This window comes from Helcococcus sueciensis DSM 17243, assembly GCF_000423145.1.
Lineage (GTDB): Bacteria > Bacillota > Clostridia > Tissierellales > Peptoniphilaceae > Helcococcus > Helcococcus sueciensis.
Genome location: NZ_AUHK01000017.1, coordinates 15022 through 32121, shown reverse-complemented (window position 1 = coordinate 32121; position 17100 = coordinate 15022). Strand labels below are relative to the sequence as shown.

The following is a 17100-nucleotide window of genomic DNA, read 5'->3' as shown; positions in this document are numbered from 1 at the left end:
GAAAGATACAAAATGGGAAGGAGGTAAAATGAATACTAAAGTAAAAGTAATAAAAGCTTCAAATACAGGAGCAAGAAATAGAAATGCACTGCATTTAGATTTAAAACGAGTTGCAGCATATTGTCGAGTAAGTACAGATAGTAAAGACCAACTTGAATCATATAAATCGCAAGTTGATTATTACACAAATCTAATAAAAAATAATAAAAACTGGACTTTAGCTGGTATATATGCAGATGAAGCAACAACAGGAACAACTGCTACTAAAAGAGTAGATTTCATGAGGCTAATTAGTGATTGTCAAAATGGAGATATAGACATGATAATTACTAAATCTATATCAAGATTTGCTAGAAACACATTAGATACTTTGAAATATGTAAGGCTTCTAAAGGAAAATAATGTTGGTGTAGTATTTGAAGAAGAGAATATAGATACTTTGACAATGGATGGAGAGCTATTACTAACAATATTAAGTTCAGTAGCTCAACAAGAAGTAGAAAATACCTCAGCCCATGTAAAAAAAGGACTGAAAATGAAAATGGAAAAAGGGGAGCTTATTGGCTTTCAAGGTTGCCTTGGATATGATTATGACCCTATAACAAAAAGCATCTCTATAAATGAAGAAGAAGCTAAAATTGTCAGATATATTTTTAAAAGATATTTAGAGGGCAATGGTGGTTCAGTCATTGGCAGGGAATTAGAAGAACAAGGATATCTCACTCCTAGAGGTAAAACAAAATGGTCTGACACTACAGTGTTAGGAGTAATTAAAAATGAAAAGTATATTGGCGATATACTAATGGGAAAGACCTTCACAGTTGATCCCATAACAAAAAGAAGACTAGCAAACTTTGGTGAATCTGATAAATATCATATTGAAAATCATCACGAGCCAATTATATCAAGAGAAGATTTTGAAAAGGCACAAGAGATTAGACTCAGGAGAGCACAAAACAGAAACACCATTGCTAATAAGGATAGAAAAAGAGAGAAACTATCAAGACAATACGCTTTTTCAAGTATGCTGGAATGTGGATTTTGTGGAGAAATACTTTCAAGAAGAACTTGGCACACAAGTTCAATTTACAAAAAAATTAACTGGCAATGTGTAAAGTCAACAAAAAAAGGTAAAAAATATTGTCCTCATTCAAAAGGAATACAAGAAGCAGCAATAGAAAAAGCATTTGTTGAAAGCTATAGGCAATTATGCCATGCAGATTCAACAGTAATAGATGACTTTTTAAAAATTGTAGAAGAAGAAATAAATGATAATACTTTAGTCAAAGATTTGAAAAAGTTAGAAAACCAATTAAACAGAATCATTAGTCAAGAAAGAAAGTTAGTTGATCTTCATTTAGAAGATAGTATAGACGAAGAAGTTTATGCTAAAAAGTATAAAAAACTTACAAAACAAAAAGAAGAATTACTTGATGAAAAGAAAACACTAGAGCTAACTATCAAAGATGAAAACTCTATTAAAGAAAGATTAAAGCAATTTAAAAAGGTCTTAGAAAATAAAGAAATTATAGAGGAAATTAATAGAACAGTATTTGAAAGCATAGTTGATAAAGTCGTGGCGGGAAGAATTGATAAAGACGGAAAAGTTCATCCTTATGACTTAACATTCTATTTCAAAACAGGAGTTAAAGATAGTCAAGATTCTAATAATTTCAAAGATAAAAGAAAAAATGCCAAAGACAATGACATTAATAAATTGTGTTCCTACAAGAATGACGAGGATAAAAAATTATGTACCCAAGCAAAAGACAACGCATGTTGAAGCCCTAACCCTGCTATCACGTGATTAGCAAAGCTAATCATGTGAAGCAGAGGTAGGTCTCACTTGTGCCCTATGGGTATGCCAGGATTTCCCAAGGAAATGCGAGTGGGTATCCGACACGCTCACCAAATCATAGATTTGGGAGCTGCATGTATAACTTCGACCAACAATTCCCTACAGGAATTGGGTCTACAGTTAAGCATTGCTTGGTGAAAGCTACGGCGGAGGCTCTGGTATTGATGACAAGGACAAATTAGAAATTGTTTGGGGGAAAAATATGTGCTTAATATGTGAAAGAATAGAAATGATTAATAATAATGAGAATCAATATTTCGTAAAAGAATTAGAAACCGGTTATGTTGTGTTAGGAGATAATCAACATTTTAAGGGATATACGATTTTTTTATGTAAACAACATAAGACAGAACTTTTTGAATTAGAAAAAAATTTTAAATTGAAATTCTTAGAAGAAATGTCATTAGTAGGGGAGGCTGTATATAAAAGTTTTAATGCAGATAAAATTAACTATGAACTACTTGGTAATGGAGATTCACATCTACACTGGCATTTGTTTCCAAGGGTAGCGGGAGATATAGAAAACTATGGTAATAAAGGAAAAGGTCCAGTTTGGTGGTATCCTATGGAATTAATGTATAGTGATTTGAATCGTCCATCAGATACTGAATTAATGGCATTAAAAGAGAAGCTAAAAGCTGAACTTAATAAAATATTTAATAACTAATTATATTTTGTATTGGCATCATTTTTAAGTTAGATTTATAAATGGTGCCAATTTTTTATTTTATTAAATCGAATTGTCAAAAGCATTTCCCAAGAACAAATGTTTTATAAATGATATAATATTATTGACAGCTCCAACTATTTTGGAAATTGAAACAGTTCAAATAAAAGGTAAGAAATTGTTTTATAATAATGGAGGAAAAAATGTCAAAGATAAAAAAAGATACTATTCAAGCTCAGGGATTTTCGATAGAAGTCTACACCGAAGACTTTAAAAATGATTATATTATTTTAACTGATATTTCCAAGTATAAAAACGATGATGATCCTAGATTTTTAATTCAAAACTGGATGATAAATAGAAATACCTTAGAATTCATTGGCCTATGGGAACTTCTAAATAATTCAAATTTTAACCGTGTGCAATTCGACACTTTTAGAAGTGAAGCAGGTTTAAATAGATTTACAATGACACCTAAAAAGTGGATTGAAACAACCAATGCAATTGGAATTTACATAGAGAGATCTCAAAAATAAATTATAAGATTCATACAGATGCAATCAAGGAGTATCTTTTGGAAGACTTAACTGATTCACAGTTGGCTTTTAAATATGCAAGTGAGGCTGATATGCTTAATGTGTCTTTATTCAATAAAAGAGCTAAAGAGTGGCGAGAAGAAAATCCTGATTTTAAAGGAAATATGAGAGATTATGCTAGTTTGGAAGAATTATTGGTATTAGTTAATATGGAAAGTTATAATGCAATTTTGATTGAAAAGGGAATGGGTCAAAAAATAGAATGATAGAATTGAGAAATTTAGCAAGGAAGTAGCTGATGTCTTTAGAGAAAATTAGCTATAACGAAATTAAAAAGTTATACTAGTTTTATCGCTCTAAATTCAAAGATTGAATATATTGACATGTTTATTAATACGATACCATGACCAAAAACCCCATGATATGTTTGCCAATACGACAAAAATACTAAAAAAGTCTATGATATGTTTGTGAAAACGAAAAAATAGACTTTTTATCCATAGTGTCAACTCAAGCCATGTTGAGACGGTTGCATTGATTGTAAGGGACTAGTCCCGCAACAATCAATATAGCAACGTCCATGTGAGAGGACTCCGCAAAGCAAGGCGAAGCCGTAGCTGAGCGGTTAAGTCCGGACCACTGAAGCCCTAACATTGCTTTCACGAACAAAGTGAAGTGAAACAATATCAAATGCGTCCCCTACTCGGTGAAGCCCTAACCCTGCTATCACTTGATTAGCAAAGCTAATCGATGTGAAATAAGAAAATTGCTTAACACTTTAGATATTTTGGTATGTCGTGTCACTAAGTAGGTAAGCATTTTCTATAATCTCCGCTTCGCTTTGCTTGCGAAAATTATGAAAATTGCTTAACGGTATAGATGGCAAAGATTAACATAAGATAGAATTTAAAAGGTAAAATAAAATGACAAAAAAAGAAAAGAAAATATTTATAATATTATTAATAGTTTTTGTGGCATTTATTTTATGGAAACTTCATAAAATAAATACCCCTGAGAAATATATTTTAAGTATTAATGAAGAAGTTAATGAAGTAATTTATTCGGAGGATATTGGGAAAAATAAAACAATTATATTTTTCATTGATAATATGGGAGAATTAAATTGTAGTATATTACAAAATACGCTTTTAGGATATAAAATATTAAGAACTAGTGGTAAAATTACTTCTAATTTTCCTGGTCCTATGATAGCGTATTTAAAAAATGATGATAATCATTGGCTTATTTGGGGAATAATTACGGAGGAAAATAAAAATAAATTTCCTAATGATTCAAAAACTAAATTTATAAAAAACTATAATTTTATAATTTCTTGGTATTTTGGGTCTGGACTGCCCCCATCATTAGAAGAATTCTGATGTTAATCAAAATACGATAGTATATATATTATTTAATAAAGAATCTAAAAGTTTGAAGTGAACCCCAAAATCCGGACAAAAGGATGGAGGGGTTTTCTCATGTCAAAATAAAGTTAGAAATTTTATGAAACTGTATTATATAGACAAATATAAAACTCGATATTTTTCTAAAAATGACACTATGGCAATAGACCCACATGGTATGTTTGCTAATACGAGGAAACACTAAAAAAATCTATGATAAGTTTGCAAAACGCAAAAATGTACATTTTATTCATAGTGTCGACTCGAGGCACGTTGAGACGGTTGCATTGATTGTAAGGGACTAGTCGCGCAACAATCAATATAGCAACGTCCATGTGAGAGGGCTCTGCAAAGCAAGGCGAAGCCGTAGCTGAGCGGTTAAGTCCGGACCACTGAAGCCCTAACCCTGCTATCACGTGATTAGCAAAACTAATCATGTGAAGCAGAGGTAGGTCTCATGCCAGGCTTTCCCAAAGAAATGCGAGCGAATATACGACATGCTCACCAAATCATAGATTTGGGAGTTGCATGTATAACTTCGACCAATAATTCCCTACGGGAATTGGGTCTATAGTTAAGCTTTGATTGGAAAGATTCGACGGCGGAAGCCTTAACCCTACTTTCACGAACAAAGTGAAGTGAAACAATAGCAAATGCGTCCCCTACTCGGTGAAAGATACGACCAAGGGAATGGGTGTCTAAGGGTTCGAAATAGCTTGAAATTAACAAGTTTATGAAGTTTGAACTAGATAATTATCTGACTAATTTTTTATTAAAAGACTACGCAGCTTTTAAAATAGTGAATGAGATGATTCAATATTAGTTAAATAATTTTTGTTCTATCTAATCTTATGTATATACAATCTTCGTAGTTCGAGTGGATATCTATTATTATACTTGACAAAATTTGATAATTTAAGTAGAGTTTAAATAATACTTAAAAGAAAGATGGGAAAATTGTGAAATTATTTCTTCAAATGTCTCCATTGGCAACTGCCATGGCACAATGTGTGTGCAATCAATTTTGATTGTCTATAAAAATTAAATATTTTGAAAGGAGAAATAATGGAAACAATAGTATCAGCTTTATTAGTTTTTGTCTCTACATCAATTGACTACTTAGTTGTTTTGACTATTTTATTCGCCAGTCAAGGCAAGGAAGGCTTGAAATCAATTTATGCAGGACAGTATATAGGTACAGGACTGCTTGTACTGGTTAGTCTTATTGCCGCTTACTTTTTAAATTTTATTCCACAAGATTGGATTATAGGGCTTCTTGGACTAATTCCACTAGGTCTTGGTATAAGAGCAATTTTTGTGGATGAAGATATTGATGAAGAAGACATTGAGGATAAAATTACCGGAAAGGGATCAAAAATCTTATCATTTACAAGCTTAACAGTGGCGATGGGGGGCGATAATTTAGGAATTTATATCCCTTATTTTACAGGAAAGAGTTTGATTGAGATTAGTATAAGTTTAGTAATATTTGCGTTAGGAATTTTGATTCTATGCAAATTATCTCAAAGTCTCGCCTCAATATCTGCTATCGGAGAGACTGTAGAAAAGTACGAAAAAATAATTGTACCAGTCGTGTTTATTGGACTAGGTCTCTATATATTGATTGAAAATGGAACTATTAATTATTTAATATCCTTAATAACAAGTTAATAGTCTAGTTTTATATTTCAGACCTATTAAAGTAAATCTTTAGTAGGTCTTTTTTGTTTACTTAAACTTTCTTATATGTACCAAGGAATATGAGAAGCAAGAATTGTGTAAAATGTTGAAAATAAGTGTTATTTTCTTGCCTGTTATATGGCATGTAAATTATGCGAATAGAAAAACTGGATAAGAAAAAAGAAGTTTTATTTGAAGAACACTTAAAAGACTATGTGTTAGCAAAACCAAAAATAATAAATAAATTTCGATAAATCTTGTATACTATATTTATGGTATTTTATTTATACAAATAATAATTATACATTATAAGTAAATTTTAATTTAGAGATAATTTAAAACATAATAAATATATTTATGAATATATTCTCATATACGACGATTACTTAAAATATTAAATTTTATCCATACTGACCACTCAATCCACGTGGAGGCAGTTGCATTGCTTTCACGAACAAAGTGAGATGAAACAATAGCAAATAGATTAATGGGAAGAATGAGATATTAGATAAGATAAATTAGATTTTAAAGGAGATAAATGTGGAGCATGATTGTGGTTTTAGAAAAGAAAATAAGTGGTTCAGATATAGGGCTGCAGCAATTATAGTCGAAGATAATTGCGTATTGTTTGCGGGAAATGACGTTGATGATTATTACTACTCCATAGGTGGAGGAGTTCATTTAGGAGAAACATCGGAAGAAGCTGTAAAAAGGGAAGTTTTTGAGGAAACAGGTGTTGAATATGAGGTAGACCATCTTGCCGTGATACATGAGAATTTCTTTGTTGGAAGTTCTGATTTAATAGGCGTCGATTGCCATGAGATTGCCTTTTATTACATGATGAAACCAAAGGGCAATAAGGATCTTAATAGCCAGAGTCTTACTAAGGGTGGGGTAAAAGAGTCTATGCACTGGATAACAATTGATGAGCTTGAAAAATATAATGCCTATCCTTCTTTTATGAAAGAATACCTTCAATCTAATCATATCGGAGTTCGTCATATCATTACCGATGAAAGGTATTAAAAATAAATATATAAGTTCAATTGATATCGATGAGGCGAATTATGGAATATACTTTTGCAAAGCTAAACAAAGATAATTTTAATAAGTATTTTGATTATTTATTATTGGCTATTAAATTGGAACCAGAACTTATGTGTTCATCAGATGTAAATAAAGAAGAACTTTATGAAAGATTAGATGATGAATTAACAAAAAGAAGTACTTCAATATTGGCTATGTATGAAGATAAAGTTGTCGGAAGAATAGAATATCATTTTTATTCTTGTTTTCAAGATGGATATAGAATATGTTATGTTGATTGGTTATATGTATTACCGGAGAATAGAAATAACGGAATAGCAAAACAATTATTTAATCAAATGACCAGAGATTGTGTTGAACATAATATTGATGAAATTAGATTAATAAGAGCCACAAATGAAAATGCAAATCAATTTTATGAAAGTTTTAAAGGTGTAAAAAGCTAGAAGTTCCATTTTTATACGTTATTTTAATAAGCCTACAGAGTGAAGTCTGAGGGCTTATTTTTGTATAAGAACAAATGTTTTTATGCTACAATTATCTTGATAGCTTCAATACAAAATAAGGAGAAAAATATGGAAAAAGATAAGATTATTTTATATAGAGAAGATGATAAGAATATTTCAGTTGATGTAGTTTACAGTGACGAGACATTTTGGCTTACTCAAAAATCGATGGCTGAATTGTTTGAAGTTAATATTTCAACGATTAGTAGGCATCTTTCAAATATTTTTGAGGAAGAAGAGCTTGATGAAAAAGTGGTTATTGCAAAAATTGCAAATACCACTCAACATGGCGCAATTAAGGGGAAAACTCAAACTACCTTAACCAATTTCTATAACCTTGATGCCATCATCGCCGTTGGCTATAGAGTAAACTCAAAAAAAGCTACTAAATTCAGAATTTGGGCAACCACTACCCTAAGAGAATACATAATAAAAGGCTTTGTACTAAATGATGAAATGTTAAAGAATGGAAAGTCTTTTGGAAAAGACTACTTTAAAGAATTAATAGAACGTGTTAGGTCTATTAGGGCTAGTGAAAGAAGAATTTGGCAACAAATCACCGATATTTTTGCTGAAGTTTCAATTGATTATGATAAAAAATCTCAAATTACTAGGAATTTCTATGCTATGGTCCAAAACAAGTTTCATTATGCAATAACTGGTAAGACAGCAGCCGAGATTATTAACACATCAGCAGACCATACCAAAGAAAATATGGGACTAAAAACTTGGAAGTCAGCTCCAGATGGAAGGATTTTGAAGTCGGATGCTTATGTTGCAAAAAATTATCTTACAGAAAAAGAAATCAAAGCATTGGAGAGAAATGTTTCAGGTTACTTTGATTATATTGAAGACTTGTTAGAGAGAGAAAATACTTTCACAATGCAGGAGTTCTCACAAAGTATCAATGAATTCTTAGAATTTAGAAGATATGAAGTACTTCCAGATAATAATAAAGGAAGTATTTCTTCAAAAACTGCTAAAGATAAAGCAGCAAAGGAATATGATATATTTAATAAGACACAAAATATTAACTCTGATTTTGATGCGTTTACAAAGAAGATAAATAGTATTAAGGACTAAACAGAACAAAAAACTTGATATGTTTGCTGAAACGTAAAAATGGGCTTTTTATCCATGGTGTCGACTCGAGGCACGTGGAGGCAGTTGCATTGCTTTCACGAACAAAGTGAAGTGAAGCAATAGCAAATGTGTCCCCTACTCGGTGAAGCCCTAATCCTGCTATCACGTGATTAGCGAAGCTAATCGATGCGAAGCAGAGGTAGGTCTCACTTGTGCCCTATGGGTATGCCAAGTTTTCCCAATGAAATGAGATTGAGTATACGACACGCTCACCAAATCATAGATTTGGGAGCTGCATGTATAACTTCGACCAACAATTCCCTACGGGAATTGGGTCTACAGTTAAGCATTACTTGGTGAAAGCTACGGCGGAGGCTCTAGTAATGATGTCAAGAAAATAGAATAACAAGCTATAAAACTGTCGAAATAGGTGGCTTTTAGGATATTAAAAGAAATTAGTTCTATAATAAATTAAAAATCGTGTTGGTAGAAAAATCGTCTACTTCTACCAACACGATTTTACAAAGAGCCAGTACTTACATCTCTTTTTATCCTGTAAAACTATTGTATCTTGATACTTTAAGGAGTTTCAATCATTCGATCTGTTAATTGTCATTTTTTCGGATCTAATCTTAATAAAATAGCATTAATTGCAACTAAGACTGTTGACACAGACATTAGAATTGCTCCTACTGCAGGACTTAATGTGAAGCCAAAAGGGGCCAAAATTCCAGCAGCTAGAGGAATAGCTATAAAGTTATAACCAGCTCCCCAAAAGAGGTTTTGTTTCATTTTACGAGTTGTTTTGTGTGCTAATTCAATAAATGATTCAATATCTCCTGGATCAGATTGAGTCAAGATGACATCAGCTGAATCTAATGCCACTTGGGTTCCTGCACCTACAGCTATACCAACATCTGCCAAGGCAAGAGAAGGGGCATCATTGACACCGTCACCTACCATGATAACTTTTTTTCCTTCTTCTTTAAGTGTTTTTACTAACTCATATTTGTCTTGTGGAGATTGATTTGATCTATATTCAATCCCTAAGTCTTCTGCCGCTCCTTGAGCTGCTTTTTCATTATCACCTGTTGCCATAATTGGTTGAATATTGTTCTTTTTAAGAGCTTCTATTAACTCTTTACTGGTTGCTTTTAATTCATCCCCTAAAGCTACAGCACCAATAGCATCATCGTTTTCTACTAAGACACTGAGGGTTGCTCCTTTTGGAATATCCATATCTAGATTACGTCCATATGCTTTTTGGCTGATTAATTGGTAACTATGGCCCTTGGCTTTGCCTTCTACGCCAGCACCGGAAATCACATCAATTGAATCAAAAGATACTGGACTTATACCTTCTTGGTCGGCGAAGCTTATAATTGATTGAGCAATCGGGTGGCTAGAGCCTCCTTCAATACCTGCCAGTAAGGCAATGATTTCCTCTTTATTATATTTGTTATTAAAAAGTTCAACATTTAATACTTTAAACTCACCTGTTGTTAAAGTACCTGTCTTATCTAAAATCATCACATCTGCATCTTGAGCTATTTCTAAGGCTTGGCGGTCTTTTACTAGTAGGCCACGGCTAGCTCCTAAGCTTGTGCTACGAGCGGTAACCAATGGAATAGCTAGACCCAAAGCGTGAGGACAAGCTATAACTAATGTTGTGATAGCAAATTTTACTGCCGTTGGGATGTCCGCTATAAGCGTCCATACTACAAAAGCTATTAGTGCGACAATGATTGCAATATAGAAGAGCCATCCTGCAACCTTTTGCGCAATATTTTCTGCTCTGGAAGGCTGACTTTGAGCTTGGCTGATTAAATTCTGAACTTGAGAGATGAAGGATTGATCACCTGTCTCATTCACTTTAATATAAAGAACCCCTTCTCCATTTGTTGAGCCTCCGATTACTTCATCGCCAGGGCCTTTTTTTACTGCTTTTGACTCCCCAGTTAGAAGAGCTTCATTTAAACGTGATTCGCCACGCTCGATAATCCCGTCTGCCGGCACATTTTCTCCGGCTTGAACACGAATTAAATCACCTACCTTTAAGTCAGCAACTGGTCGTGTTTCTATTGAATCGTCATCTAATACTACATGAGCATCTTTCGGCACTAACTTAGCTAATTCTGCTTGTGCGTCTCCTGCTTCTCCAATAGCTTTCATCTCAATCCAGTGACCTAATAGCATGATTAATAGTAATGAAGCAAATTCAAAGAAAAAGTCCATCACGTGTTCACCCATTACGTAGCTTGCTATTACAGTATAAATACTATATAAATATGAAACACTTAAACCTAAAGAAACGAGAGCCATCATTCCAGGTTCTTTTTGTTTAAATTCGTCAACTGCCCCTTGATAGAATGGACGTCCACCATAAATAATTAATATAGTAGATAAAATAGCTACTACAATATCAGAATATGGAAAAGTAAACTGGAATGGTAGGTCAAACCCAGCCATAGGGGATAAGAGCATAATAATGATTCCTATTGGCAATGATTTTAAGAAAAGTTCCTTAAAGTTACCGTGATGATGGTGGTCATGTCCACTGTGTCCGCTGTGATCATGCCCATTGTGCCCGCTGTGATCATGCCCAGCATGATGTTCTTGATGTTGATTCTTATGCTCTCCATGTTCTTCCGTGCTTACGTGCTCATGTTTTGAATGATCCATGTCGCCATGATTATGGTTACTGTGGGATGAATGTTTGTTGTTATTGTTCATTTTAAATTCCTCCTTATTCGTAATGATGATGTAAATGACATTGGCATTGTCCTTCTGGACAATTGCAATCCACTTCTTCTACTGCGGAAGATTTTTTCATCTCTAATATTTTTTCTAGTCGATCTATATCATCGAAGCTTAAAACATAATCTTCAATGATGCTTCCTATTACATTTCCGACTTTCTTATTGCAAATACGGTTAAAAATATCTTCTGCATAATCCCTTACGGCTTCTTTCTCTTCAATATTGGCAGTGTAAATAAACTTTCTACCTTCTTTCTTTGTATTTAGTACGCCTTTTTCAACTAATCGACCTAAAATCGTTTTGATAGTGGATTGTGTCCAGTCCATTTTTTCTTGCAATATGGAGATGACTTTTTTACTAGTTACTCGATCATTTGACCAAACTACACGCATGACCTCCCATTCAGCATCTGTGATATAAGTATTATATGCTATTACACCCATTGTCTTTCTCTCCTTATCGTTTACAATTGTAGACCTAACACTTAAAATAAGTTTACACTTGTAAACTTATCTTGTCAAGTATTTTTAATAAATGTAAGCAACGATTATTGCGTTTTTTTCTAATTTCTTCCGAGTACGTTTTATAATGTTATCATTGATTTACATTTATCGCTTTTTTAATCCCTTATTTTAATAATATGTTAAATATGATAAATATGATGATACCTTTTCTGAATTTATTGTTTTGCTAAATATATAGTCATAAATTTAAAATTTGTCTTTATATGAAGGTTATAGGAGAAATCTTCACACAATAACTATAAAGCATGAAGATATCAATTTAAAAAATGGTGATAGAATCAAGTTTAGTTGATAAGATAAAAGTGAATAGAGGGATTTGTCTTAAATTTACATCCCCATTAATGATAGGAATACCAGATAGGATAATACTTCTGCCAAAAGCAAAGATTGAATTTATTGAAACAAAAAGACATGGAAGAGAACCAAGACCAATTCAAAAAAAGAATAAGGCCATTTAAAAAAATTAAATTTTAAGGTTTATGTTCTTGATTTTAAAGAAAATATTAATGAAATGACTAGAGATTGTGTTGTACATAATATTGATGAAATTAGATTAATAAGAGCCACCAATGAAGATGCAAATCACTTTTACGAAAGTTTTAAATCTGCTAAAATTCTACCCTTCCATTTTTCATACAACAATTAAATTAAGACATAGTATAGAAAAACATGCCAATGATTTTAAAAATAAATTGAGATATCAAAGGAAAGTGTACTCAAAAATAAAATAATGTAGATTTTACAAGGATTTTACCTATAAATAGGGTGAAATGCATTTTTCCTTCCCAAATACTGTTATTTATTTGATAAAATAAGTATAGGCTAGGAGGGACGATGGATAAAATTGAATTAATTTGCCCTAAATGTGGGGGTAAAGTAGATATAAATGAAAAGCAAACCAGAGTTAAATGTCGATATTGTGGATATGAGGCCATCCTTGTTGAAGATAAGAATGAAGAGTTCAATGTCAGGATGGTAGAAGAAGAATCATATGCTAAGACAAAGGGAGAATTAAGAGCTAAAAGGCAGCATCAAAGAAGATCGACCTTATCAGGCTTTGCTACAACTATCTTTGTAGTTTTAATACTTTCAGTAATCGGTTGGATTTTAGTTTCGTTTGAGCTTAATTCAAGACCACTCGTTGATCCTTTTGAATATATAGATGTAAAGTTTACTGGTATGACAGGGGATGGCGAGGCAGAAATTATCAAAAAAGATATAGGGGATGATGACATCAGCCCATCAAATATAGGCTATAGGCTGGATAAACACTCAAATCTTATTGAGGGAGAATCTGTAATAGTTGAAGCTGAATCTGAAAAATATAGACTCTCTAAGAAAAATAAAAGTTATAAGGTTAAAGGTTTAGAAGTATATCTATATGATTTAAAGTTATTAGACCAAGAAGCATTAGATTTGCTTGAAAAAAAGAGCCTGGGGTATTTAGATAAGTCAATTAAAAGCTTTGGAGTCGATAGCAATCTTTCATCTTATCAGGCAAAGAGTGTTCTAACCTGTCTAGTAACAAACAAAAAAGAAAAAAGCAAGGTATATGAAATCCTACAAGTCGACTTCGATCATATAGACGGTAATAAATCGACAAAATACTATGTCCAAGAATACAACCAGGTTATAATTAGACAAGATCCTTTAGCTTTAGTATATGCAAGTTCTATATATAGGGGTGAAATGATAGAAGTCCCAGCTAATCATAAACTAACTCAGTATTTCTTTGGCTATGATACTTTAGAAGATGCCAAAAATGGGGTCTTAAAATATAGGGAATCTGGTATGGATTACCAAGAACATTAATAAATGAAAAAATAGAATTTTTAATATTTAATAATATATTCATAAACCCTCCTTGTACATTTTAATTACGCAACAATAAATTAATAAAATAATAAAAGGTGTTATTAAATGGCCTAGGATTTTTATATTGAAAAATGTTTTTTTATAGTAACAAATAACATCTATAATCCTGTGGGGAAAAATCATGGACCTTTTTATTAAGGAATCATGCCAAGAAAACCAGAGACCGTTGTTCTTATCAAAATTGGAAAGAGTTAGTTGAATGAAGATTTAGCAAGAAGTATGAGAAAGATTAATAAAAATTTGAAAGGTTAAATAAATTAATAGGTAAAATTATGATAATAGACAGTTTTGATAAAGACACAGAGCCAGTTATAAGTCTAAAAGACTTTTATGGTGAAAAAAAAACACATTGCAGAAAAATGCTTGATAATATTTTCAAAAAAACTTCTAGATTATTTACTTGATAACTTTGAATGCCAAGAAATTGGTAATATAGAGGCTGCAAATGGATCAAGGGCAGTATATAAAAGTAGCTTTGAAGGTCAAGAATTTGCATTTTACCTAACAATGATTGGTTCAGCCCTTGCCTCAACAGATTGTGTAGAAGTCAATTGGATTACAGGTGCAAATAAATTTATTATGTTTGGATCTTGTGGTAGCCTTGATAAAGACAAGACTTTTGGAAAGTACATTATCCCCACAGAAGCTTATAGGGGTGAGGGAGCATCTTATTATTATGTAGCTCCTTCAGATTACCTTGATATTAAAAATCACGATAAACTTGAAGAGTTTGTTATCAAGGAGAAGGCTCCCTATACCAAGGGAAAGGTATGGACTACAGATGTTATGATTCGTGAAACTCGTGGACTTGTCTCAAAGAGAAAGTCTGAGGGATGTATAGCAGTAGAGATGGAGCTTGCAGGTGTTCAAGCGGCTTGTGATTTTTATGGATTTGAGCTTTATAACTTTCTGGAAGCAGGTGATGTTTTAAATGAGAGTTCTTATGAAGTTGAAGGTCTCCATAGTGCTAATCATGATCTTGGAAAGTTGTATTTAGCTTTAAAATTATTAAAAGAAATATAAGATAAAGTATAATGAGATTATAAGAGATAAAATTTATGGAGGATAAGCTCATGGACTACAGAAAAATAAACGACACAGTATACATCAGAATGGACAAAGGCGATGAAATTATAGGATGCATTTTAGATGTCTGCAGGAAGGAAAAAATCATGTCTGCTATCTTCAGTGGTATTGGAGGGCTAGGTGAGGCTGAAATACAGACACTTATACCAGAAGATAACGAGTTTGAGACTAGAACAATTCGTGGTATGCTTGAACTTGTATCTATGACTGGAAATGTTATTTCTGACGAAGATGGAGAAATCTATCAACATACACACGCTATAGTTTCCTACAAAGAGGACGGAAAACACTGCATTGCAGGAGGTCATATTAAATCGCTTACTGTGTCATATACTGCAGAGATTGAGTTAAGACCTGTTATTGATGGGGTAATTAAAAGAAAATATGATTCAGAAACAGGCACCGGATTTTGGAAATTTGAGGATTGATGGTGTTTAACACTAAATTATGGAGTGTTATATTTCAAATGAAAAAATTAATTAAATTTATGATTCTTTTTAATGAAAAAAATGATAAAGTTAAAACAAATTATTTAGAAATTGAACTTTCTAAGAATGCAGGTTACAGTAATTGGGATGGATAAAATAAAAGTAAGGCATCTACATAAGTTGACATGAACCAAAAATCCGGAATACGGATGGAGGGGTTCAGTCAAGTAGGTGCTTTTTTAATGGAGAAAATTAAAACTATTAAAATAACTTTATTTAAAAAATTTAATTTTATCTCTTTTAGTATTTTATGATCAGAGTCATATAAAGTTATTATTCTGTTTTTTTTTTCATATGATCTCCCATATAATAAATAATATTTTTCTGAATACGTATTAGTATAAATCCCCCTATGATATGTTTACCAATACTAGAGAAATGCTAAAAAAGCTAATGATATGTTTGTGAAAACGTAAAATATATAATTAACTCATTTTGTACTTTCTATAATAGTAGCTTACAAGGCTGCTATTTTTTTATTGAAGGGAGTATATATAAATTTAAAATATAACTAATAATACAAAATCTGAATTCCGAAAAGCAAAAGTCCAGACTTCCGAAAATTGGACATTTAGAAAGATTAAGACCAGGACTATATCAATTAAAAGGAAAAGTAATAGACGATTTTGTTTTAATATGATCAAATAGTAACAAGATAATATTTTCCCATCAAACATCCCTATACTACCACGACCTATCAGATAGGACTCCGAATGTATTTCACATATCTGTACCCTAAGGCTAAAATTCAAGCCATATCAAAAAGAGGTATGAAGATCGACAAGTTTACAATGTAAAAAAATATTTATACGAACTAGGACAGAGAGAAATAAAATTACCGTAAGGAAATTTTATCCCAGTATACGATATTGACCGAACAATTTGTGACATAATAATAGATGGAGAAAAAATAGATAAGCAAATTCTTACAGAAGCCATAAAAAGATAATTTAAATCATCAAACAAAAATCTAAGACGACTCATAAAATACAGTAGACTATTTAAAATAGAAGAGGAAATTAGGAATATATGAAGGTATTATCGTGATTAATATCGAGAGTATAAATTGCGCCTTTAAGCAAGTTAAGGCAGATGCATTTAAAATATATTTTAAATAATTTACGATTTAAAACAAACGCAAAAATAAACGTAAAATTTTGCGTTTGTTTTTGCGTTTGTTTTTGTTATAATTCAAATAGGAGGAAAAAATGTGAGAAACATTTAATTTAGAATTAAAAGAAAAAATCACAAATTCATTTTTAAAAACAGTTACTGCTTTTGCTAATTATGATGGTGGTAGAATAATTTTTGGAATTGATGATAATGACAATGTAAAGGAAATACAAAATCCAATCCAAGCAGCTTTAGACATAGAGAATAAAATTAATGACTCTATTTCACCAAAAGTAGACTACTTAATAAATATAGACGAAAAGAAAAAGATAGTAGAGTTAGTAATTTTACCAGGACTACAAGTCCCATATTTTTATAAATCAAAAACATATAAGAGATATGATTCTTCAACGGTAGAAGTTGATAGCCATGAGTTAAAAAATTTAATATTACTAGGGAAAAACCAATCATTTGA

At 31.9% G+C, this 17100-nt stretch carries 14 protein-coding genes and 3 pseudogenes; 15 read left to right on the top strand and 2 right to left on the bottom strand.

The window, feature by feature from the left end:
• The first annotated feature begins 28 nt into the window (after positions 1 to 28).
• From G534_RS0104880 to G534_RS0104845, 8 genes and pseudogenes are all read left to right on the top strand, one after another.
• The gene (locus tag G534_RS0104880; protein WP_027348127.1) at positions 29 to 1783 is read left to right on the top strand and encodes a recombinase family protein; all 1755 of its coding nucleotides are present in this window, start codon (positions 29 to 31) and stop codon (positions 1781 to 1783) included.
• 277 nt (positions 1784 to 2060) lie between these two features.
• Positions 2061 to 2525: an HIT family protein gene (locus tag G534_RS0104875; protein WP_027348126.1), complete on the top strand. Its 465-nt coding sequence runs from the start codon at positions 2061 to 2063 to the stop codon at positions 2523 to 2525.
• A gap of 203 nt (positions 2526 to 2728) precedes the next feature.
• Positions 2729 to 3356 (top strand): annotated as a pseudogene (locus tag G534_RS07970) (KilA-N domain-containing protein).
• Positions 3357 to 3984: 628 nt separating this feature from the next.
• Positions 3985 to 4440, top strand: a complete 456-nt coding sequence (locus G534_RS0104865) for a hypothetical protein (protein ID WP_027348125.1) — start codon at positions 3985 to 3987, stop codon at positions 4438 to 4440.
• Positions 4441 to 5529: 1089 nt separating this feature from the next.
• Positions 5530 to 6135 carry a CadD family cadmium resistance transporter gene (locus tag G534_RS0104860; protein WP_027348124.1) on the top strand — a complete coding sequence of 202 codons (606 nt, stop codon included), beginning with the start codon at positions 5530 to 5532 and terminating at the stop codon, positions 6133 to 6135.
• 549 nt (positions 6136 to 6684) lie between these two features.
• Entirely contained in the window at positions 6685 to 7170 is a 486-nt protein-coding gene (locus G534_RS0104855) for an NUDIX hydrolase (protein ID WP_027348123.1), read from the top strand.
• Between the two features lie 41 nt (positions 7171 to 7211).
• Positions 7212 to 7637 carry a GNAT family N-acetyltransferase gene (locus G534_RS0104850; protein ID WP_027348122.1) on the top strand — a complete coding sequence of 142 codons (426 nt, stop codon included), beginning with the start codon at positions 7212 to 7214 and terminating at the stop codon, positions 7635 to 7637.
• 129 nt (positions 7638 to 7766) lie between these two features.
• Positions 7767 to 8780 (top strand): virulence RhuM family protein, encoded by a 1014-nt coding sequence (locus G534_RS0104845; RefSeq protein WP_027348121.1) that lies wholly within the window; start codon positions 7767 to 7769, stop codon positions 8778 to 8780.
• Between the two features lie 612 nt (positions 8781 to 9392).
• Here the strand turns inward: G534_RS0104845 and G534_RS0104835 are convergent.
• Positions 9393 to 11513: a heavy metal translocating P-type ATPase gene (locus G534_RS0104835; protein WP_027348120.1), complete on the bottom strand. Its 2121-nt coding sequence runs from the start codon at positions 11511 to 11513 to the stop codon at positions 9393 to 9395.
• Between the two features lie 13 nt (positions 11514 to 11526).
• A complete protein-coding gene (locus tag G534_RS0104830) occupies positions 11527 to 11982 on the bottom strand; it encodes a CopY/TcrY family copper transport repressor (protein WP_027348119.1) in 456 nt (151 codons plus the stop codon).
• 347 nt (positions 11983 to 12329) lie between these two features.
• Between G534_RS0104830 and G534_RS07965 the strand changes: the two genes are divergently transcribed.
• The 7 genes and pseudogenes from G534_RS07965 to G534_RS08930 all read left to right on the top strand — a co-directional run.
• Entirely contained in the window at positions 12330 to 12521 is a 192-nt protein-coding gene (locus G534_RS07965; protein ID WP_240470419.1) for a VRR-NUC domain-containing protein, read from the top strand.
• Between the two features lie 53 nt (positions 12522 to 12574).
• Positions 12575 to 12709 (top strand): hypothetical protein, encoded by a 135-nt coding sequence (locus G534_RS08890; RefSeq protein WP_276196096.1) that lies wholly within the window; start codon positions 12575 to 12577, stop codon positions 12707 to 12709.
• A 188-nt stretch (positions 12710 to 12897) separates the two neighbouring features.
• Positions 12898 to 13875, top strand: coding sequence for a TFIIB-type zinc ribbon-containing protein (locus tag G534_RS07960; RefSeq protein ID WP_034596010.1), 978 nt, complete (start codon positions 12898 to 12900; stop codon positions 13873 to 13875).
• A 393-nt stretch (positions 13876 to 14268) separates the two neighbouring features.
• The gene (locus G534_RS07955; RefSeq protein ID WP_240470418.1) at positions 14269 to 14961 is read left to right on the top strand and encodes a nucleoside phosphorylase; all 693 of its coding nucleotides are present in this window, start codon (positions 14269 to 14271) and stop codon (positions 14959 to 14961) included.
• A gap of 50 nt (positions 14962 to 15011) precedes the next feature.
• Positions 15012 to 15452, top strand: coding sequence for a PPC domain-containing DNA-binding protein (locus tag G534_RS0104810; protein ID WP_027348118.1), 441 nt, complete (start codon positions 15012 to 15014; stop codon positions 15450 to 15452).
• 574 nt (positions 15453 to 16026) lie between these two features.
• A pseudogene (locus G534_RS08545) lies at positions 16027 to 16559 on the top strand (type IV toxin-antitoxin system AbiEi family antitoxin domain-containing protein).
• Between the two features lie 188 nt (positions 16560 to 16747).
• Positions 16748 to 17035, top strand: a pseudogene (locus G534_RS08930) (AlbA family DNA-binding domain-containing protein); the annotation flags it as partial.
• Between the last annotated feature and the right edge of the window lie 65 nt (positions 17036 to 17100).

What these genes read in the sequence shown, in the direction of transcription:
- G534_RS0104880 (WP_027348127.1), top strand. Translation starts at nt 29, where the DNA reads ATGAATACTAAAGTAAAAGTAATAAAAGCTTCAAATACAGGAGCAAGA.
- G534_RS0104875 (WP_027348126.1), top strand. Translation starts at nt 2,061, where the DNA reads ATGTGCTTAATATGTGAAAGAATAGAAATGATTAATAATAATGAGAAT.
- G534_RS0104865 (WP_027348125.1), top strand. Translation starts at nt 3,985, where the DNA reads ATGACAAAAAAAGAAAAGAAAATATTTATAATATTATTAATAGTTTTT.
- G534_RS0104860 (WP_027348124.1), top strand. Translation starts at nt 5,530, where the DNA reads ATGGAAACAATAGTATCAGCTTTATTAGTTTTTGTCTCTACATCAATT.
- G534_RS0104850 (WP_027348122.1), top strand. Translation starts at nt 7,212, where the DNA reads ATGGAATATACTTTTGCAAAGCTAAACAAAGATAATTTTAATAAGTAT.
- G534_RS0104845 (WP_027348121.1), top strand. Translation starts at nt 7,767, where the DNA reads ATGGAAAAAGATAAGATTATTTTATATAGAGAAGATGATAAGAATATT.
- G534_RS0104835 (WP_027348120.1), bottom strand. Translation starts at nt 11,513, where the DNA reads ATGAACAATAACAACAAACATTCATCCCACAGTAACCATAATCATGGC.
- G534_RS0104830 (WP_027348119.1), bottom strand. Translation starts at nt 11,982, where the DNA reads ATGGGTGTAATAGCATATAATACTTATATCACAGATGCTGAATGGGAG.
- G534_RS07965 (WP_240470419.1), top strand. Translation starts at nt 12,330, where the DNA reads ATGGTGATAGAATCAAGTTTAGTTGATAAGATAAAAGTGAATAGAGGG.
- G534_RS08890 (WP_276196096.1), top strand. Translation starts at nt 12,575, where the DNA reads ATGACTAGAGATTGTGTTGTACATAATATTGATGAAATTAGATTAATA.
- G534_RS07960 (WP_034596010.1), top strand. Translation starts at nt 12,898, where the DNA reads ATGGATAAAATTGAATTAATTTGCCCTAAATGTGGGGGTAAAGTAGAT.
- G534_RS07955 (WP_240470418.1), top strand. Translation starts at nt 14,269, where the DNA reads ATGGTGAAAAAAAAACACATTGCAGAAAAATGCTTGATAATATTTTCA.
- G534_RS0104810 (WP_027348118.1), top strand. Translation starts at nt 15,012, where the DNA reads ATGGACTACAGAAAAATAAACGACACAGTATACATCAGAATGGACAAA.